This window comes from Streptomyces sp. NPDC005574, assembly GCF_040605435.1.
In the GTDB taxonomy this organism is placed as follows: Bacteria; Actinomycetota; Actinomycetes; order Streptomycetales; family Streptomycetaceae; genus Streptomyces.
In genome coordinates, this window is record NZ_JBEXCW010000003.1 from 178,825 (window position 1) to 198,203 (window position 19,379).

16 protein-coding genes are annotated in these 19,379 nt (G+C 71.4%); all 16 read left to right on the plus strand.

The annotated features are described in order from the left end of the window. The first annotated feature begins 60 nt into the window (after positions 1-60). The 16 genes from ABZT03_RS03745 to ABZT03_RS03820 all read left to right on the plus strand — a co-directional run bounded on the left by ABZT03_RS03745 (position 61) and on the right by ABZT03_RS03820 (position 19,325). Complete coding sequence (locus ABZT03_RS03745) at positions 61-756, plus strand: response regulator (RefSeq protein WP_356033178.1); 696 nt, start codon at positions 61-63, stop codon at positions 754-756. Positions 757-937: 181 nt separating this feature from the next. Next, positions 938-2,206: an ArgS-related anticodon-binding protein NrtL gene (nrtL, locus tag ABZT03_RS03750; protein WP_356032999.1), complete on the plus strand. Its 1,269-nt coding sequence runs from the start codon at positions 938-940 to the stop codon at positions 2,204-2,206. A 103-nt stretch (positions 2,207-2,309) separates the two neighbouring features. After that, positions 2,310-3,701, plus strand: coding sequence for a diaminopimelate decarboxylase (gene lysA, locus ABZT03_RS03755; RefSeq protein ID WP_356033001.1), 1,392 nt, complete (start codon positions 2,310-2,312; stop codon positions 3,699-3,701). A gap of 155 nt (positions 3,702-3,856) precedes the next feature. Further along, complete coding sequence (locus tag ABZT03_RS03760; protein WP_356033004.1) at positions 3,857-5,149, plus strand: homoserine dehydrogenase; 1,293 nt, start codon at positions 3,857-3,859, stop codon at positions 5,147-5,149. 6 nt (positions 5,150-5,155) lie between these two features. After that, positions 5,156-6,214, plus strand: coding sequence for a threonine synthase (gene thrC / locus ABZT03_RS03765; protein WP_356033007.1), 1,059 nt, complete (start codon positions 5,156-5,158; stop codon positions 6,212-6,214). Between the two features lie 268 nt (positions 6,215-6,482). Beyond that, positions 6,483-7,412, plus strand: coding sequence for a homoserine kinase (gene thrB / locus ABZT03_RS03770; protein ID WP_356033011.1), 930 nt, complete (start codon positions 6,483-6,485; stop codon positions 7,410-7,412). A 408-nt stretch (positions 7,413-7,820) separates the two neighbouring features. Beyond that, positions 7,821-9,899 (plus strand): transcription termination factor Rho, encoded by a 2,079-nt coding sequence (gene rho / locus ABZT03_RS03775; protein WP_356033013.1) that lies wholly within the window; start codon positions 7,821-7,823, stop codon positions 9,897-9,899. An 838-nt stretch (positions 9,900-10,737) separates the two neighbouring features. Beyond that, positions 10,738-11,877, plus strand: coding sequence for an LCP family protein (locus tag ABZT03_RS03780; protein ID WP_356033016.1), 1,140 nt, complete (start codon positions 10,738-10,740; stop codon positions 11,875-11,877). Positions 11,878-12,103: 226 nt separating this feature from the next. Further along, positions 12,104-12,325, plus strand: coding sequence for a 50S ribosomal protein L31 (gene rpmE, locus ABZT03_RS03785; RefSeq protein ID WP_016438250.1), 222 nt, complete (start codon positions 12,104-12,106; stop codon positions 12,323-12,325). A gap of 104 nt (positions 12,326-12,429) precedes the next feature. Further along, positions 12,430-13,506 carry a peptide chain release factor 1 gene (gene prfA / locus ABZT03_RS03790; RefSeq protein WP_356033020.1) on the plus strand — a complete coding sequence of 359 codons (1,077 nt, stop codon included), beginning with the start codon at positions 12,430-12,432 and terminating at the stop codon, positions 13,504-13,506. A 27-nt stretch (positions 13,507-13,533) separates the two neighbouring features. Further along, positions 13,534-14,379: a peptide chain release factor N(5)-glutamine methyltransferase gene (gene prmC, locus ABZT03_RS03795; RefSeq protein WP_356033023.1), complete on the plus strand. Its 846-nt coding sequence runs from the start codon at positions 13,534-13,536 to the stop codon at positions 14,377-14,379. A gap of 50 nt (positions 14,380-14,429) precedes the next feature. After that, positions 14,430-15,077 carry an L-threonylcarbamoyladenylate synthase gene (locus ABZT03_RS03800; protein WP_356033026.1) on the plus strand — a complete coding sequence of 216 codons (648 nt, stop codon included), beginning with the start codon at positions 14,430-14,432 and terminating at the stop codon, positions 15,075-15,077. Beyond that, on the plus strand, positions 15,074-15,751 hold the full coding sequence (locus tag ABZT03_RS03805) for a protein-tyrosine-phosphatase (protein WP_356033028.1): 678 nt from the start codon (positions 15,074-15,076) through the stop codon (positions 15,749-15,751). The genes ABZT03_RS03800 and ABZT03_RS03805 overlap by 4 nt, the downstream gene beginning before the upstream one ends. 117 nt (positions 15,752-15,868) lie before the next feature. After that, positions 15,869-17,107, plus strand: a complete 1,239-nt coding sequence (glyA, locus tag ABZT03_RS03810; RefSeq protein WP_356033031.1) for a serine hydroxymethyltransferase — start codon at positions 15,869-15,871, stop codon at positions 17,105-17,107. Between the two features lie 139 nt (positions 17,108-17,246). After that, positions 17,247-18,578 carry an MraY family glycosyltransferase gene (locus ABZT03_RS03815; protein WP_356033034.1) on the plus strand — a complete coding sequence of 444 codons (1,332 nt, stop codon included), beginning with the start codon at positions 17,247-17,249 and terminating at the stop codon, positions 18,576-18,578. Between the two features lie 300 nt (positions 18,579-18,878). After that, positions 18,879-19,325 carry a hypothetical protein gene (locus ABZT03_RS03820; RefSeq protein WP_356033036.1) on the plus strand — a complete coding sequence of 149 codons (447 nt, stop codon included), beginning with the start codon at positions 18,879-18,881 and terminating at the stop codon, positions 19,323-19,325. Positions 19,326-19,379 lie beyond the last annotated feature (54 nt).

Here is a 19,379-nt window from a genome sequence, read left to right on the forward strand (position 1 = left end):
TAGAACCCTACCAGCTCGTCAGGGGTGTTCATCAACGCGTTTTGGCGCGTCGGGGAGGTCATGGGTGGGGCGTGCGGGGCGGGTGGTTCGACGGCTCCGGAGGGGGGAGGGGCGGAAGTGGGGAAAAGCCGGACGCGGTGGCCGGTCCCCACCTACTCTCGAGTTGTGCCAGGCGCTTCGGGCCGGGTGCTTGTTGTGGACGACAACAAGGTCATCCGGCAGTTGATCAGGGTCAATCTCGAGCTTGAGGGGCTTGAGGTCGTGACCGCGGCCGATGGTGCCGAGTGTCTGGATGTCGTGCATCAGGTGCGCCCCGATGTCGTCACCCTCGATGTCGTGATGCCCCGTCTGGACGGTCTCCGGACCGCCGCCCGGCTGCGTTCCGATCCTCGGACCCGTCACCTTCCCCTCGCCATCGTCAGTGCCTGTACGCAGTACGAGGTCGAGAGCGGACTCGATGTCGGCGTCGACGCCTTCCTCGCCAAGCCCTTCGAACCCGCCGAACTCGTGCGGCTCGTACGGCAGTTGGTCGAGCGGACGCGGAGTGTGCCGGCTGCGGACGGTGAGGCCTCGGTGCTCGGGGGCGATGACGTCTTCGACGTACCGGAGGGCGAGCGCCCCGACCCCGTCGATCGGCACCCTGATCGACACACCGAAGGGCCTGACCGACACACCGAACGCGCCCCGCACAGTGAACGGGCCCCGTACGGAGAACGAGCCCCGCACGGAGAACGCGCCGGTCAGGCCGGCGGGTGACCTGAGGGCCGGTGGCACGAGCCCCGAGGACCCACGTCCGTCTCCCGGCCGTCCATCATCGGCCGCCCCCGCCAGTGTCCCCGCCGCCACCGTCACCCCACCGCACGCATCCCCACCCACCCCCGTCCACATCCCAAACCACTTCGCGCCCCCACCCCCCCTCCTCCCCTACGCTGGTCCCGTGACCCCCGTCGAGCTGTCCCGTACCGTGCTGGGCGCGGTGCGTCGTGCCGTGGACGAGGGGGAGCTACGCGTGACCGTGCCCGGGCGGGCTGTCGTGACGCCTCCCGGGGCCGGGGGGTGCGGTGACTACGCCACCAGCATCGCGCTGCAGCTGTCGCGGCCGGCCGGGCGGGCCCCGTTGTGGGTCGCCGAGGTGGTGCGGGCGCATCTGATCTCCGCCCCCGGCATCGCCGACGTGGTCGTCACCGGGGCGGGATTCCTCAACATCAGCCTGGAGCGCTCCGCCTCAGCCGGCCTCGTCGGGGAGATCCTGCGGCTCGGGCCGCGGCGGTACGGGTTGGCCGAGGCGCCCACCGGGCAGCTCGTGCGGCTCCACGCGGCCCACGAGGTCCGTGCCGCCGTCGTCACCGAGGTCACCGCGCGGCTGCTGCGCTCGCAGGGCGCCGACGTCCGCACCAGCCGCGACGCACCACCGGAACCACGGTGGACCGACGGCCTCGACCTCGATCCCGACCTCGGACCCGGACCCGACCTCGACCTCGGACCCGACCTCGACCTCGGACCCGCAGCCGACCTCGACCTCGGACCCGGACCCGACCTCGATCCCGACCTCGGACTCGGACCCGGCCTCGGACCCCGCCTCGGCCGAGACACCGACGCCCACCACACCCCGCAGCCACCGTCACCCCTGTCACCGTCACCCCTGTCACCGGCACCGGCACCCGCACCCGCACCCGAAGCCACCCCCGCACCCCCCTCCCCCCACCCCCTCACCATCCGACCGGTCCCCGCCCCCGCCGACCCCGTTTCGCTCGGGCGGGACGCCGGGCGGTGGGCGTTGCTGTACCCCGCCGCCCACGACCGGCCCCGTGTCGGTGACGAGCACCTCGTCCAGCGGGAGAGCAACCCTCTCTTCCGCGTCCGGTACGCGCACGCCCGCACCCGGGCCCTCAGCCGCAACGCCGACGACCTCGGCTTCGCCGCCGAACCCGGCCCCACCCCCGGGGCCGAAGCCCTGCTCGCCGCTCTCGCCGATCACCCCCGGGTGCTCGGTGCCGCCGCGGCGCACCACGCCCCCGACCGCCTCGCCCGGCACCTCGTCACCGTCGCCGATGCCGCGCTGCCCTTCCTGCTCACCGTCCTGCCGTACGGCGAGGAGAAACCCTCGGCCGCCCACCGGGCCCGGCTCGCGCTCGCCGAAGCGACCGGGACGGTGCTGGCCGGCGGCCTGACCCTGCTCGGTATCGACGCCCCCGACCACCTCTGATCAGAGCCTTCGGCCCGCCACCCCGGGTGTTCCGGGAGACCTCGGCGGGCCAGGCCGCGACCGACCGCGGGACACCGCGAGACACAGAGAGCCACCGAAGAACATGAGCCGTTCCGCACACCCCGCCGGGCCCCGTCACGCCGACGTCCTTCCCGAGGGCCACTACGCCGCCCCGGCCGCCGACCTCAACGCCCTGGACCCCAAGGTGTGGGCGCAGACCGTCGGGCGGGACGCCGACGGGGTCGTCCGCGTCGGCGGGGTCGACGTCAAGAGCCTCGCCGAACAGCACGGCACCCCCGCCTACGTCGTCGACGAGACGGACTTCCGCGCCCGGGCCCGCGCCTGGCGCAGCGCGTTCGGGACCGACGCCGACGTCTTCTACGCCGGCAAGGCGTTCCTCTCCCGCGCGGTCGTGCGCTGGCTGCACGAGGAGGGGCTCAACCTCGACGTCTGCTCCGGCGGCGAACTCGCCACCGCGCTGTCCGCCGGGATGCCCGCCGACCGCATCGCCCTCCACGGCAACAACAAGTCGCCGCGGGAGATCGAGCGCGCGATCGAGGCCGGGGTCGGGCGGATCGTCCTCGACTCGTTCCAGGAGATCGTGCGGGTCGCGCACATCGCGCAGTCCCTCGGGAAGCGGCAGCGGGTGCAGATCCGTGTCACCGTCGGCGTCGAGGCCCACACGCACGAGTTCATCGCGACCGCCCACGAGGACCAGAAGTTCGGCGTCCCGCTCGCCGGCGGGCAGGCGGCCGAGGCGGTGCGGCGGGCCCTGCAGCTCGACGGGCTCGAACTCATCGGGATCCACTCCCACATCGGGTCGCAGATCTTCGACATGTCCGGCTTCGAGGTCGCCGCCCACCGGGTGGTCTCGCTGCTGAAGGAGATCCGCGACGAGCACGGCGTGGAGCTGCCCGAGATCGACCTCGGCGGCGGACTCGGCATCGCCTACACCAGTTCCGACGACCCGCGTGAGCCGCACGAGATCGCCAAGGCGCTCACGGACATCGTGACCCGCGAGTGCGAGGGGGCGCGGCTGCGCACCCCCCGGATCTCCGTCGAGCCGGGACGGGCCATCGTCGGCCCTACCGCGTTCACGCTCTACGAGGTCGGCACGATCAAGCCGCTCGACGGGCTGCGGACGTACGTCTCCGTCGACGGCGGCATGTCCGACAACATCCGCACCGCGCTGTACGACGCCGAGTACAGCGTGGCCCTGGTCTCCCGCACCTCGGACGCCGAGCCGATGCTCGTGCGGGTGGTCGGCAAGCACTGCGAGAGCGGTGACATCGTGGTGAAGGACGCGTTCCTGCCGGCCGACCTGGCACCGGGTGACCTGATCGCCGTACCGGCCACGGGTGCGTACTGCCGGTCCATGGCCAGCAACTACAACCACGTGCTGCGGCCGCCGGTCGTCGCCGTGCGCGACGGCGAGGCCCGGGTCATCGTCCGCCGCGAGACGGAGGAGGACCTGCTGCGCCTCGACGTCGGGTGAGGAGCCGCCCGTTCCGGAATTGCCGGCGGAAGATCTCCTGTCTTTCACCCCGGTACAAATGAAATAGATATCTCACAATCCGGACGAGGGATAGAAACTCCCGTCCGGTGAGTGAGACTGGTCCCACCGATGACGGTATGAGGAAACGAGGTCGGATGATGCGTACGCGTCCGCTGAAAGTGGCGCTGCTGGGCTGCGGAGTGGTCGGCTCAGAGGTGGCGCGCATCATGACGACGCACGCCGACGACCTCGCCGCCCGGATCGGAGCGCCCGTGGAGCTCGCGGGTGTGGCCGTACGGCGGCCCGGCAAGGTCCGGGACGGCATCGAGGCGAGCCTGGTGACCACCGACGCCACCGCCCTCGTCAAGCGCGGGGACATCGACGTCGTCATCGAGGTCATCGGCGGTATCGAGCCGGCCCGGACCCTCATCACCACCGCATTCGAGCACGGCGCCTCCGTGGTCTCCGCCAACAAGGCCCTCCTCGCCCAGGACGGCGCCGCGCTGCACGCGGTGGCGGAGGAGAACAAGAAGGACCTCTACTACGAGGCCGCCGTCGCCGGGGCCATTCCGCTGATCCGGCCGCTGCGCGAGTCCCTCGCCGGCGACAAGGTGAACCGGGTGCTCGGCATCGTCAACGGCACCACGAACTTCATCCTCGACAAGATGGACTCGACGGGCGCGGGATACCAGGAGGCACTCGACGAGGCCACCGCCCTCGGGTACGCGGAAGCCGACCCGACCGCCGACGTCGAGGGCTTCGACGCCGCCGCCAAGGCCGCGATCCTCGCCGGCATCGCCTTCCACACGCGGGTGCGCCTCGACGACGTCTACCGCGAGGGCATGGCCGAGGTCACGGCCGCCGACTTCGCCTCGGCGCGGGAGATGGGCTGCACCATCAAACTGCTCGCCATCTGCGAGCGGGCGGCCGACGGCGGCTCCGTCACCGCGCGCGTGCACCCCGCGATGATCCCGCTCAGCCACCCGCTGGCCTCCGTGCGCGGCGCGTACAACGCCGTCTTCGTGGAGTCCGACGCCTCCGGACAGCTCATGTTCTACGGGCCCGGTGCCGGCGGCGCCCCCACCGCCTCGGCGGTGCTCGGCGACCTGGTCGCCGTCTGCCGCAACCGGCTCAGCGGGTCCACCGGACCCGGCGAGTCCGCGTACGCGGCGCTGCCCGTGTCGCCCATGGGCGAGGTCGTCACGCGCTACCACATCAGTCTCGACGTTGCCGACAAACCGGGTGTTCTCGCCCAGGTCGCGACCGTGTTCGCCGAACACGGCGTTTCGATCGATACGGTTCGCCAGCAAGGCAAGGACGGCGAGGCCTCCCTGGTCGTCGTCACCCATCGTGCGTCCGACGCGTCCCTCACCGGGACCGTCGAGGCGCTGCGCAGCCTCGACACCGTGCGGGGTGTCGCCAGCATCATGCGGGTTGAAGGAGAGTAACCAGCAATGACCCACCAGTGGCGCGGAATCATCGAGGAGTACCGGGACCGGCTGCCGGTGTCCGACGCGACGCCGGTCGTGACGCTCCGTGAGGGCGGCACGCCCCTCGTCCCCGCGCAGGTGCTCTCCGAGCGCACCGGCTGCGAGGTCCACCTCAAGGTGGAGGGGGCCAACCCGACCGGGTCCTTCAAGGACCGCGGCATGACGATGGCGATCACCCGGGCAAAGGAGGAGGGCGCCAAGGCCGTCATCTGCGCCTCCACCGGCAACACGTCGGCGAGCGCCGCCGCGTACGCGGTGCGCGCGGGCATGGTCTCGGCCGTCCTCGTGCCGCAGGGCAAGATCGCGCTCGGCAAGATGGGCCAGGCCCTCGTGCACGGCGCGAAGATCCTCCAGGTCGACGGCAACTTCGACGACTGCCTGACGCTCGCCCGGTCGCTGAGCGACAACTACCCGGTGGCGCTGGTCAATTCGGTCAACCCGGTGCGCATCGAGGGGCAGAAGACCGCGGCCTTCGAGATCGTGGACATGCTCGGGGACGCGCCCGACATCCACGTCCTGCCGGTGGGCAACGCGGGCAACATCACCGCGTACTGGAAGGGGTACACGGAGTACGCCGCCGACTCCGTCGCCTCGCACACCCCGCGCATGTGGGGCTTCCAGGCCTCGGGCAGCGCCCCGATCGTGCGGGGCGAGGTCGTCAAGGACCCCTCGACCATCGCCACCGCCATCCGGATCGGAAACCCCGCGTCCTGGCAGTACGCGCTGGCCGCGCGGGACGAGTCCGGTGGCCTCATCGACGAGGTGACGGACCGTGAGATCCTGCGCGCCTACCGGCTGTTGGCCGCGCAGGAGGGTGTCTTCGTGGAGCCGGCGTCCGCCGCGTCCGTCGCCGGTCTGCTGAAGGCCGCCGAGCAGGGCAAGGTCGACCCGGGCCAGCGGATCGTGTGCACCGTCACCGGCAACGGCCTCAAGGACCCCGACTGGGCCGTCGCGGGTGCGCCGCAGCCGGTCACCGTCCCGGTCGACGCCGTGACGGCCGCCGAGCGCCTCGGCCTCGCCTGAGCGTCCCGCGCGCGGGGGCAGGCCGGCCCCCGCGCCGGGGGGAATCCCCTTCGGGGGTGCACAGGGGGCTTACGACACGCATCGTGCGCCTCCTGTGCGCCCTATGTCGCCACAGAACCTTCCTTCGATAAGCTGTACCGAACCCGCCCGCCGCATATGCCCTCGCATATGGCTCGGCACCGCGCCGTCTCCACGGCCCGAGGGTCCTCATCAGGTACCTATCGAATGTCATTCGACAATCCCGCAGCTCAAGGAGAGTCATCGAAAGATGGCCGGTCCCGCTTTCCGCGCCGCCGCCGTCCGGGTGCGCGTTCCCGCCACCAGTGCCAACCTCGGCCCGGGCTTCGACGCCTTCGGCCTGTCACTGGGGCTCTACGACGACGTGGTCGTCCGCGTGGCCGACTCCGGGCTGCACATCGACATCGCCGGCGAGGGCGGCGAGACCCTCCCGCGCGACGAGAGCCATCTGCTCGTACGGGCCCTGCGCACCGCCTTCGACCTGCTCGGCGGACAGCCCCGCGGCCTTGAGATCGTCTGCGCCAACCGCATCCCGCACGGCCGCGGCCTCGGCTCCTCCTCGGCCGCGATCTGCGCCGGGATCGTCGCCGCGCGCGCGGTGACCATAGGCGGCGAGTCCAGGCTCGACGACGCAGCGCTGCTGGAACTCGCCACCGAGATCGAGGGCCACCCCGACAATGTCGCGGCCTGTCTGCTCGGCGGATTCACCCTTTCCTGGATGGAACGCGGCGCGGCACGGGCGATCAGGACGGACCCGGCCGATTCCATCGTTCCGGTGGTTTTCGTACCCGGAAAGCCGGTATTGACGGAGACGGCGCGCGGACTGCTCCCGCGCACCGTGCCGCACGTCGACGCCGCCGCCAACGCGGGCCGCGCCGCCCTGCTCGTCGAGGCGCTCACCCGGCGCCCCGAACTGCTGCTGCCGGCCACCGAGGACCGGCTCCACCAGGAGTACCGCGCCCCGGCGATGCCGGAGAGCGCCGCGCTGGTGGAGAGGCTGCGGGCCGATGGCGTACCCGCGGTGATCTCCGGCGCGGGACCCACCGTGCTGGCGCTGGTCGACCACGAGAGCGCCGACAAGGTCGCCCATCTGGCGGGCGAGGGCTGGGCCGCGAACAGGCTCGAACTCGACGCGCGGGGAGCGAGTGTGCTGCCGCTCGCGCCCGTCAGTGTCCATTAGCAGCGCGCGGTCGCCGGATTTCGAGAGGGGGAATGTTTGTTGGATCCGGTAGTGTTAATCTCAAGTCTGCACCCGACCCCACCATGGCGAGGTGCTTCGTGTCCCCGTCCGGGACAGACATTCTTCCGGGAGCCTCCCAAGCCGCACCGTGTTCCGTATGTCGTACGTGGGCAGTACGCCGTACGCGGGCACTGAGCGACCTGCCGGGCACGCTCCGGAACCGGTGCGACCAAGCCGCGTGACACGGACACTCAGTGCCACGGCTCAGGGAAGCGCCGTCACCACATTCCTCCGCCGTCCAGGCGGACCACCGCCCCGGCACGGTCCACACAGCAAGGACCGAAGCCGGACAGCACAAACGGTCGCCGAGCCAGACAGGCCGACGTCCGCTCCAGGGAAGGACCCTTCGTGAGCGACACCACCGATCTGATGGGCGCACGTGTCGAGGAGACCGCCGCGCCCGCCACGGACGCCTCCGCGCCTGCCACCGGTGCCGGCTCCCGGCGGCGCCGTGGTACCGGCCTCGACGGCATGGTGCTGGCCGAGCTGCAGCAGGTCGCCTCGGGCCTCGGTATCAGGGGCACCGGGCGCATGCGCAAGAGCCAGCTGATCGAGGTCATCAAGGAGGCGCAGGGCGGCGGCTCGCAGGCCGGCGCCGAGGCCAAGGCCGACGCCGCCGAGAGCAAGCCGAAGCGCCGCGCCACCTCCAAGGCCCGTACGGGTGAGGAGGCCCCCGCCGCCGGGAAGAAGGCGTCGGCCGAGGCCCCCGCCGAGAAGGCCGTGGCCCAGCAGCAGATCGAGATCCCCGGCCAGCCGGCCGGCGGCCCCTCCCGTGCGAGCGAGGCCGAGCGTGGGGCAGACGCCGAGCGCGGGGCGGACGACGCCCCCGTGGAGCGCCGTCGCCGCCGTGCCACCGCCGACGCGGGCAGCCCGGAGACGGTCACCGCCGAGGCGAAGAGCGAGTCGCAGTCCGAGTCGCCCGCCCAGGCGCAGGGCGACTCCACCGACGCCGACGGCCGTCAGGGCCGTCAGAACCGCCGCGACCGTGACCGGGGCGGCCGTGACCGCGACCGCCGGGGCACCAAGGGCGACGAGCAGCAGCAGGGCGGCGGCCAGGGTGGCGGCCAGCAGCGCCCCGACCGGCAGGAGCGCCAGGACCGGCCGGACCGTCAGCAGCAGGGCGGTGGACGGCAGGACCGTCAGGACCGCCAGCAGCGCGACAACGGCCCCCAGGACGACGACGACTTCGACGGCGGACGCCGTGGCCGCCGCGGCCGTTACCGCGACCGCCGTGGCCGTCGCGGCCGCGACGAGATCGGCACGCCGGAGCCGCAGCTCGCCGACGACGACGTCCTGATCCCCGTCGCGGGCATCCTGGACATCCTCGACAACTACGCCTTCATCCGCACGTCGGGCTACCTGCCGGGCCCCAACGACGTGTACGTCTCCCTCGCCCAGGTCCGCAAGAACGGCCTGCGCAAGGGCGACCACGTCACCGGCGCGGTCCGGCAGCCGAAGGAGGGCGAGCGCCGCGAGAAGTTCAACGCGCTCGTGCGCCTCGACTCGGCGAACGGCATGGCGGCCGAATCCGGGCGCGGGCGACCGGAGTTCAACAAGCTGACGCCTCTGTACCCGCAGGACCGGCTCCGTCTGGAGACCGACCCGGGCGTGCTGACGACGCGGATCATCGACCTCGTCGCGCCGATCGGCAAGGGCCAGCGCGGTCTGATCGTGGCCCCGCCGAAGACCGGCAAGACCATGATCATGCAGGCGATCGCCAACGCGATCACGCACAACAACCCCGAGTGCCACCTGATGGTCGTCCTGGTCGACGAGCGTCCGGAAGAGGTCACCGACATGCAGCGCTCGGTCAAGGGCGAGGTCATCTCCTCGACCTTCGACCGTCCGGCCGAGGACCACACCACGGTCGCCGAGCTGGCCATCGAGCGCGCCAAGCGTCTGGTGGAGCTGGGTCACGACGTCGTCGTGCTGCTCGACTCCATCACGCGTCTGGGCCGTGCCTACAACCTCGCCGCCCCCGCCTCCGGCCGCATCCTGTCCGGTGGTGTCGACTCGACCGCGCTGTACCCGCCGAAGCGGTTCTTCGGCGCCGCGCGCAACATCGAGGACGGCGGCTCGCTGACGATCCTCGCGACCGCGCTCGTCGACACCGGGTCCCGCATGGACGAGGTCATCTTCGAGGAGTTCAAGGGCACCGGCAACGCCGAGCTCAAGCTCGACCGGAAGCTCGCCGACAAGCGCGTCTTCCCGGCGGTGGACGTCGACGCGTCCGGCACCCGTAAGGAAGAGCTGCTGCTCGGCAGCGACGAGCTGGCGATCACCTGGAAGCTGCGCCGTGTGCTGCACGCGCTCGACCAGCAGCAGGCGATCGAGCTGCTCCTCGACAAGATGAAGCAGACCAAGTCGAACGCCGAGTTCCTGATGCAGATCCAGAAGACGACCCCGTCGCCGGGCAACAGCGACTGACGTCAGCGCACCAGCGGACTCACCCAGGGGCCGCCTCCCGCCACAGCAGTGGCGCGAGGCGGCCCCTGCCGTTCCCCGGGCGGGACGCGGGCGCCGGCGGTGCGATCACGGCCGTATGGGCGGCCGGCGGGCCGCCACGACCGGCTGCCCTACGAAGGCGGACCGCCCCCGACCGTCCGCCCTGCGAAGGCGGACCGCCCCCGACCGGCTGCCCTGCGAAGGCGGACCGCCCCCGACCGTCCGCCCTGCGAAGGCGGGCCGCCCCCGACCGGCTGCCCTGCGAAGGCGGACCGCCCCCGACCGTCCGCCCTACGAAGGCGGACCGCCCCGACCGGCCGCCCTGCGAAGGCGGACCGCCCCCGACCGTCCGCCCTACGAAGGCGGACCGCCCCGACCGGCCGTCCCACGAAGGCGGACCGCCCCGACCGTCCCGTCCGTCCTACGACGGTGAGCGGCCCGCGGAGGTCTGCCGGGGCGGCGCTCCCGCCCCGCCGCCGACCTCACCCGACGACCTCACCCGGGGGCGCCGCGCCCCGCGACGGGGCGGATCCCTGTGGCAAAGATCTCGCGGGAGGTACCGGCGCCGGTTTTCCCGCGGTGCCGCTTCCTCGGCCGAAACCGCAGGTGAGCGCCGCCCGACCCGGTTTCCGCGCCCTCCGCCCGTGCCCGGCGCTGCCCGGAAGCGGCCACAGCGCGCCGTGCAACCCTTTGCCGGGTTCCGCTGTCTGACCAGGTGGAGCGACGCAGGTAGAGCGACGATGGAGCGGTACGGGTCGCGAGCGACCAGGCCTGACCCTGAAAACAGGGGGTATCCGACCGGACGAGATTCGAGGAGCACATGTCCGCCGAGAGCACGCCGGAGCCCGGAATACCGGGGGACACCGGCACCGACGGCCCACGCCAGGGCACCGCAGGCCGACGCCGCAAACCCCGCGCCAAGCGCCGCAGGGGCCTCGTGGTGACGGCCTGGACCGCCGCCGGGATCGTGGTCCTGGGCGGCACCGGGGTGGGGTACCTGTACTTCAAGCTCAACGGCAACATCAAGAGCGTGGACATCGACCAGGCCCTCGGCACCGACCGGCCCACCAAGGTCGACAACGGCTCGGAGAACATCCTCGTCCTCGGCTCGGACACCCGCTCCGGCGGCAACAAGGCGCTCGGCGGCGGCACCGACGACGGCAGCGCCCGCTCCGACACCGCGATGGTCGTGCACGTCTACCGGGGCCACAAGAAGGCCAGCGTGGTCTCCATCCCGCGCGACACCCTCATCGACCGGCCCGCGTGCACCGACACCAAGGGCGACACCCACGACGCCGCGTCCGGCGTGATGTTCAACTCCGCGTACTCCACCGGCGGCGCGGCCTGCGCGGTGAAGACCGTCGAGTCGCTCAGCGGCATCCGCATGGACCACTACCTGGAGGTCGACTTCTCCGGCTTCCAGAAGCTGATCGACGAGCTCGGCGGGGTCCGGGTGACGACCAGCAAGGCCATCAAGGACACCGACAGCCACCTGAACCTGAAGGCCGGCACGCACCAGCTGGACGGCGAGCAGGCCCTCGGCCTGGTCCGCACCCGGCACGGCGTCGGCGACGGCTCCGACCTGGGCCGCATCCAGCTCCAGCAGGCGTTCGTCAAGGCGCTGGTCGACCAGGTCAAGCACGTCGGCCTCCTCACCAGCCCGAAGAAGCTCTACGACCTCGCCGACACGGCCACCAAGGCCGTCACGGCCGACTCCGACCTGGGCTCGGTGAACTCGCTGATGTCCTTCGCGAGCGGCCTCAAGGGCATCAGCTCCTCGCACATGCACATGGTCACGATGCCGGTGCAGTACGACCCGGCGAACATGAACCGCGTCATCGTGCAGAAGGCCAAGGCGAAGCAGGTGTGGACCGCCCTGGAGAACGACCGGGCGATCCCGAAGTCCGCCACCAGGGGCAACGCCACCGGCGACGCCAAGGGCGTCGTGACCTCCTCCTAGCAGGGCCACCGTTGGCCCGCGGCCCCTCCCGCCGCCGTTCCGCGGCCCGTCCGCGGCCGGCCGGGGAGTGGTTTCCGCGGGCCCCGGACGCCCCCGGGGAATAGATCACCGCGGCCCCCGGTTTTGGGGGATGCGCCCAGTCCTGGCAGACTGGTACGTCGGCTCCGGTTCACGCCTCCGCAATCCGCGGCTGCGACCCGGCGCCCTCCCGAAACTAGGAGACACCTTGAAGCGCGACATCCACCCCGAGTACGTCGAGACGCAGGTCAGCTGCACCTGTGGCGCGTCGTTCACCACCCGCAGCACGATCTCCAGCGGCACCGTCCGTGCCGAGGTCTGCTCCGAGTGCCACCCGTTCTACACGGGCAAGCAGAAGATCCTCGACACCGGTGGCCGTGTGGCCCGCTTCGAGGCCCGCTTCGGCAAGGCCGCCGGCTCCAAGAAGTAGCGAGCCGCCAGCGCCGGTCCACGGCTGCCCCTGCTCGGGGTGCCCGGGGACCGGCGTTTTTGGTCGCCCGCCTTCCCTTTTCGTCCGCAGTACAGGAGCCCAAGATGTTCGAGGCCGTCGAGGATCTCGTCGGTGAGCACGCCGACCTGGAGACCAGGCTCGCCGACCCGGCGGTCCACTCCGACCAGGCCAACGCGCGCAAGCTGAACAAGCGTTACGCCGAGCTCACCCCCATCGTCGCCACGTACCGCTCCTGGAAGCAGACCGGCGAGGACATCGTGACCGCGCGCGAGTTCGCCGCCGACGACCCGGACTTCTACGCCGAGGTCAAGGAGCTGGAGAAGCAGCGCGAGGAGTACACGGAGAAGCTGCGGCTGCTCCTGGTCCCGCGCGACCCCAGCGACGACAAGGACGTCATCCTCGAGATCAAGGCGGGCGCGGGCGGCGACGAGTCGGCCCTGTTCGCCGGCGACCTGCTGCGGATGTACCTGCGCTACGCCGAGCGCGTCGGCTGGAAGACCGAGATCATCGACGCCACCGAGTCCGAACTGGGCGGCTACAAGGACGTCCAGGTCGCCGTGAAGACCAAGGGTGGCCAGGGCGCGACCGAGCCCGGCCAGGGCGTCTGGGCCCGCCTGAAGTACGAGGGCGGAGTGCACCGCGTGCAGCGGGTGCCGGCCACCGAGTCCCAGGGCCGTATCCACACCTCCGCGGCCGGCGTGCTGGTCACGCCCGAGGCCGAGGAGGTCGACGTCGAGATCAACCCCAACGACCTGCGCATCGACGTGTACCGGTCCTCCGGCCCCGGCGGCCAGTCGGTCAACACCACCGACTCCGCCGTGCGCATCACGCACGTTCCCACCGGAGTCGTCGCCTCCTGCCAGAACGAGAAGAGCCAGCTGCAGAACAAGGAGCAGGCGATGCGTATCCTGCGCTCCAGGCTGCTCGCCGCGGCGCAGGAGGAGGCGGAGCGGGAGGCGGCCGACGTGCGCCGCAGCCAGGTCCGCACCGTGGACCGTTCCGAGAAGATCCGTACGTACAACTTCCCGGAGAACCGCATCTCGGACCACCGTGTCGGCTTCAAGGCGTACAACCTGGACCAGGTCCTGGACGGCGACCTCGACGCGATGATCCAGGCCTGCGTCGACGCGGACTCGGCCGCCAAGCTGGCAGCCGCGTAAGCCCCGTACACCTACCGGAGGACGAGCGTGAACCTGCTGCTCGCAGAGGTGGCCCAGGCCACCCAGCGGCTGGCCGACGCGGGCGTGCCCTCGCCGCGCAACGACGCCGAGGAGCTCGCCGCGTTCGTGCACGGCGTGAAGCGCGGCGCGCTGCACTCCGTGAAGGACTCGGACTTCGACGCCCGCTACTGGGAGGCAATCGCGCGCCGTGAGCAGCGCGAGCCGCTCCAGCACATCACCGGCCACGCCTTCTTCCGCTACCTGGAACTCCAGGTCGGCCCCGGGGTGTTCGTGCCGCGCCCCGAGACGGAGTCCGTCGTCGGCTGGGCCATAGACGCCGTCCGCGCGATGGACGTCGTGGAGCCGCTGATCGTGGACCTGTGCACGGGCTCCGGCGCGATCGCGCTCGCCCTCGCCCAGGAGGTCCCGCGCTCGCGGGTGCACGCCGTGGAGCTGTCCGAGGACGCCCTCAGGTGGACCCGCAAGAACATGGAGGGGTCGAGGGTCGACCTGCGCCAGGGCAACGCCCTGGACGCCTTCCCCGACCTCGACGGCCAGGTCGACCTGGTCATCTCCAACCCGCCGTACATCCCGCTCACCGAATGGGAGTACGTCGCTCCCGAGGCGCGGGACTACGACCCCGAACTCGCCCTGTTCTCCGGCGAGGACGGCCTCGAACTCATCCGCGGCCTGGAGCGCACCGCGCACCGCCTGCTGCGCCCCGGCGGTGTCGTCGTCGTGGAGCACGCCGACACCCAGGGCGGCCAGGTGCCGTGGATCTTCACCGAGGAGCGGGGCTGGGCCGACGCGGCCGACCACCCCGACCTCAACAACCGGCCGCGCTTCGCGACCGCCCGCCGGGCGATGCCGTGAGCGCGCACCGAACTTCCGTCCCGCAGTACGTGTACGAGGAGGCCCGCTAGATGGCACGGCGATACGACACCAACGACGCGACCGACCGCGCGACCGGTCTGCGCGAGGCCGCCTCCGCCGTCCGCCGTGGCGAGCTCGTGGTGCTGCCGACCGACACGGTCTACGGCATCGGCGCCGACGCGTTCTCCTCCGAAGCGGTGTCCGACCTGCTCGACGCCAAGGGCCGGGGCCGCAACATGCCCACGCCCGTCCTCATCGGCTCCCCGAACACGCTGCACGGCCTCGTCACGGACTTCTCCGAGCTGGCCTGGGAGCTGGTCGACGCGTTCTGGCCGGGCGCGCTCACGCTCGTCGCCAAGCACCAGCCGTCGCTCCAGTGGGACCTGGGGGACACCCGGGGCACGGTCGCCGTGCGCATGCCGCTGCACCCCGTCGCCATCGAACTGCTGAACGACTTCGGGCCGCTGGCGGTGTCCTCGGCGAACCTGACGGGCCACCCGGCGCCGGAGGACTGCGACGCCGCCCAGGAGATGCTCGGCGACTCCGTCTCCGTCTACCTCGACGGCGGCCCGACCCCCGGCAACGTCCCCTCCTCGATCGTCGACGTCACCCGTGAGGTGCCGCTGCTGCTGCGCGCGGGCGCGCTCTCCGCGGAGGAGCTGCGCAAGGTCGTACCCGACCTCGAGGTGGCGAATTGACAGCCCCTGACGCGGGGCGTGGCATAGGCAACGGGGAAGAGAGGGGAAGCCTGTTCGAACAGGGTCTTCCCCGCGACAGCTTCCGCATCCTCCACGTCAGCACCGGCAACGTGTGCCGCTCACCGATCACCGAGCGGCTGACCCGTCATGCCCTGGCGGACCGGCTCGGCGACCCGCTGTGGGGCGGGCTGATCGTGGAGAGCGCCGGCACCTGGGGCCACGAGGGCGCCGCCATGGAGGCCAACGCGGAGACCGTGCTGGCCGAGTTCGGCGCGGACCCCTCCGGGTTCACCGGCCGGGAGCTGCTGGACGAGCACGTGATCAGGGCGGACCTGGTGCTGACCGCCACCCGCGACCACCGCGCCCAGGTGATCTCGATGGGGCACTCGGCGGGCCTGCGGACCTTCACGCTCAAGGAGTTCACCCGCCTGGTCCGGGCGATAGACACCGCGACCCTGCCCCCGCTGGAGGACGGCGTGATCGCGCGCGCGCGAGCGCTCGTGCGCGCGGCGGCGGCGCTGCGCGGCTGGCTGCTGGCGCCGACCGCGGAGGCGGACGAGGTGTACGACCCGTACGGGGCGCCGCTGCCGTTCTTCCGGTCCATCGGGGACGAGATACACCAGGCGCTGGACCCCGTGGTGACGGCGCTGACGGGCGTCCCCGCGAAGACGTAGGCCCCCTCCGGGGCGCGCGTGCACGGGGGCGGACCCGGTCGGCCGCGGCAGCCGGGCACCCCGCCGGTGCCGGGCCTACATTGGACGTACGTCACCGTCGACGCCCCGGAGTCCACCATGTCGGTCACCCGTGCCCCAGAGGCCGATGTCCTGCTGCGGCAGGACCCCGAACTGGCCGAGATCCTGCTCGGCGAACGCGACCGGCAGTCGACGTCGCTCCAGCTCGTCGCCGCCGAGAACTTCTGTTCCCCGGCCGTGCTGGCGGCCCTCGGCTCGCCCCTCGCCAACAAGTACGCCGAGGGCTACCCCGGCGCCCGGCACCACGGCGGCTGTGAGTTCGCCGACGTCGCCGAGCGGCTGGCGGTGGAGCGCGCCAAGGCGCTGTTCGGTGCCGAGCACGCCAACGTGCAGTCCCACTCAGGGTCTTCCGCCGTGCTCGCCGCGTACGCCGCCCTGCTGCGGCCCGGTGACACCGTCCTCGCCCTCGGCCTGCCCCACGGCGGTCACCTCACCCACGGCTCGCCCGCCAACTTCTCCGGCCGCTGGTTCGACTTCGTCGGCTACGGGGTCGACGCGGAGAGCGGCCTCATCGACTACGACCAGGTGCGCACCCTGGCCCGCGCCCACCGGCCCAAGGCGATCGTGTGCGGTTCCATCGCCTATCCGCGGCACATCGACTACGCCCGCTTCCGGGAGATCGCCGACGAGGTCGGCGCGTACCTCGTCGCGGACGCCGCCCACCCGATGGGGCTGATCGCCGGGGGAGCGGCGCCCAGTCCGGTGCCGTACGCCGACATCGTGTGCGCCACCACCCACAAGGTGCTGCGCGGGCCGCGCGGCGGGATGCTGCTGTGCGGGCCGGAGCTTGCCGAGCGCGTCGACCGGGCCGTGTTCCCGTTCACACAGGGCGGCGCGCAGATGCACACCGTCGCGGCCAAGGCCGTCGCGTTCGGCGAGGCGTCGACGCCGGCCTTCGGCGCGTACGCCCACCAGGTGGTCGCCAACGCACGGGTGCTCGCGGCCGGGCTGGCCGCCGAGGGGCTGGTGGTCACGACCGGCGGCACCGACACCCACCTGATCACCGCCGACCCCGCGCCGCTGGGCGTCGACGGGCGCACCGCCCGAGGCCGGCTGGCGGCCGCCGGGATGGTCCTGGACTGCTGCGCGCTGCCGCACGCCGACGTCCGCGGTCTGCGGCTGGGCACGGCGGCGGTGACCACGCAGGGCATGGGCGGCCCGGAGATGACCAGGATCGCCGCGCTGTTCGGGCGGGTGCTGCGGGGCGGGGCGGAGAGCCAGGCCGTTCGTGAAGAAGTCCGGGAGCTGGTCGGCGGATTTCCGCCCTATCCGGGCTGAGCGGGGGTAGGCGCACCCGTGTGCGCCCCCGCGCACAGCCACTCGTGCAACCATCGTCGCTACCCGGAAGTCCTCATACGTATGCGTCCATCGCTAGGGTGTGGGGCTGAGATGGCCAGCGAGACCTGTGGGGAAGCCCGTGCGTGAATACCTGCTGACGCTCTGCATCACGGCCGCGGTGACGTATCTGCTGACAGGGCCGGTGCGGAAGTTCGCGATCGTGGCCGGAGCGATGCCGGAGATCCGGGCACGTGACGTGCACCGGGAGCCCACTCCGCGGCTCGGCGGGATCGCCATGTTCTTCGGACTGTGCGCCGGCCTGCTGGTGGCGGACCACCTGACCAACCTCAACGAGGTGTTCGAGAAGTCCAACGAACCGCGCGCCCTGCTCTCCGGGGCCGCCCTGATCTGGCTGATCGGCGTCCTGGACGACAAGTTCGAGATCGACGCCCTGATCAAGCTGGGCGGCCAGATGATCGCCGCCGGCGTCATGGTGATGCAGGGTCTGACGATCCTGTGGCTGCCGATCCCGGGTGTCGGCTCGGTGGCGCTGACCCAGTGGCAGGGCACCCTGCTGACGGTCGCGCTCGTCGTCATCACCATCAACGCGGTCAACTTCGTCGACGGCCTCGACGGCCTGGCCTCCGGCATGGTGTGCATCGCGGCCGCCGCGTTCTTCCTGTACGCCTACCGGATCTGGTACTCCTACGGCGTCGAGGCCGCCGCCCCGGCCACGCTGTTCGCGGCGATCCTGATGGGCATGTGCATTGGCTTCCTGCCGCACAACATGCACCCCGCGCGGGTGTTCATGGGGGACTCCGGCTCGATGCTGATCGGGCTCGTGCTGGCCGCGGGCGCCATCTCGGTGACCGGGCAGGTCGACCCGGACGCGCTGAAGCTGTTCGCCGGGTCGGAGAAGGCGGCCGTGCACCAGACGGTGCCCGTCTACATCCCGCTGCTGCTGCCGCTGACGATCATCGCCGTGCCGGCCGCCGACCTGGTGCTGGCCATCGTGCGCCGTACCTGGCGTGGCCAGTCGCCGTTCGCCGCGGACCGCGGTCATCTGCACCACCGGCTGCTGGAGATCGGGCACTCGCACAGCAGGGCGGTGCTGATCATGTACTTCTGGTCGGCGCTGATCGCCTTCGGCGCGCTCGCCTACTCGGTCAACTCCGGTGCCATGTGGAGCGTGCTCGGGGTGGCGGCGCTCAGCGCGATCGGGCTGCTGCTGCTTCTGCTGCCGCGCTTCACCCCGCGCACCCCGCGCTGGGCCGAGGCGTTCGTGCCGCCCCGCTACCGCCGCCGGCGTGACGGCGGCGCGGAGGCCCCGGCCGACGCGGTGGAGTCCGCCGAGGGGGAGGACGAGCAGCGCACCCCGGTCGGCGTCGGGGTGTCGGGAGTCAACGGGGCGACCGCCGTCGGCCCCCGTCCACACGTCCCGGACCGGGGCAAAGCGGAATCGTCGCGCTGACGCGCAAGGTAAGAATCTGACGAGAGCATTGCCAAATCGTGGGGGAGCAAAGTTCCCCAATACCAGACAGCTCGGTCGCGTTCTTGCGCAGACGGGCAGCTTCACTCTCATGTGTGACAGCGAGCACACCCACTTGGTAAAGACCGCATCAAATAGTTTGTGATACGGTTCACGAGAACCCGGGATAGAGCCGAAGGACCGTAGTACGAAGGTCCATTGGCGCGAGGTCATCGACACTCGGCCCCGGGACTACGCTCGTCCATGACGACACCTGCCCCCTGTGAAAGCGGAGTTGCCGCCATGCCGTCCAATGACGTCCGGATCCTCCTCCAGGCTGCCGTGCCCACGGCTGCCGTCGGCGCTGTTGCCGCCGTCGTCAGCGCCGTGGTGGCCGGCGGCAAGGGAGCGATCGGGGCGGCCGTGGGGACGCTGGTGGTGATCGCCTTCATGGGGCTCGGTCTCTATGTACTGCAGCGCACTGCCAAATCCCTTCCGCACTTGTTCCAGGCGATGGGTCTGCTGCTCTACACGACACAGATCCTTCTGCTGTTCGTCTTCGTCGCGGTCTTCAAGAACACGACGCTGTTCAACCCACGGGCCTTCGCCATCACACTTCTCGCGACCACCCTCACGTGGATCGGCGCGCAGGCGCGTGCGCACATGAAGTCCAAGATCCTGTATGTCGAACCCGATTCGACCGTTTCTTCGACGGGTGGCAAGTCCGAGAAGTCGGAGCACTCGTCGTGAGGGGTAGGGCCGGGATAAGCAGGCAGGAGAGACCCTGCTATCGTCCGGTGCCAA

Bases quoted from the DNA above. Each gene is read 5' to 3' on its own strand.
- ABZT03_RS03745 (WP_356033178.1), top strand. From the start codon at position 61: ATGGGTGGGGCGTGCGGGGCGGGTGGTTCGACGGCTCCGGAGGGGGGA.
- lysA (WP_356033001.1), top strand. From the start codon at position 2,310: ATGAGCCGTTCCGCACACCCCGCCGGGCCCCGTCACGCCGACGTCCTT.
- ABZT03_RS03760 (WP_356033004.1), top strand. From the start codon at position 3,857: ATGATGCGTACGCGTCCGCTGAAAGTGGCGCTGCTGGGCTGCGGAGTG.
- thrC (WP_356033007.1), top strand. From the start codon at position 5,156: ATGACCCACCAGTGGCGCGGAATCATCGAGGAGTACCGGGACCGGCTG.
- thrB (WP_356033011.1), top strand. From the start codon at position 6,483: ATGGCCGGTCCCGCTTTCCGCGCCGCCGCCGTCCGGGTGCGCGTTCCC.
- ABZT03_RS03780 (WP_356033016.1), top strand. From the start codon at position 10,738: ATGTCCGCCGAGAGCACGCCGGAGCCCGGAATACCGGGGGACACCGGC.
- prfA (WP_356033020.1), top strand. From the start codon at position 12,430: ATGTTCGAGGCCGTCGAGGATCTCGTCGGTGAGCACGCCGACCTGGAG.
- ABZT03_RS03800 (WP_356033026.1), top strand. From the start codon at position 14,430: ATGGCACGGCGATACGACACCAACGACGCGACCGACCGCGCGACCGGT.
- glyA (WP_356033031.1), top strand. From the start codon at position 15,869: ATGTCGGTCACCCGTGCCCCAGAGGCCGATGTCCTGCTGCGGCAGGAC.
- ABZT03_RS03820 (WP_356033036.1), top strand. From the start codon at position 18,879: ATGCCGTCCAATGACGTCCGGATCCTCCTCCAGGCTGCCGTGCCCACG.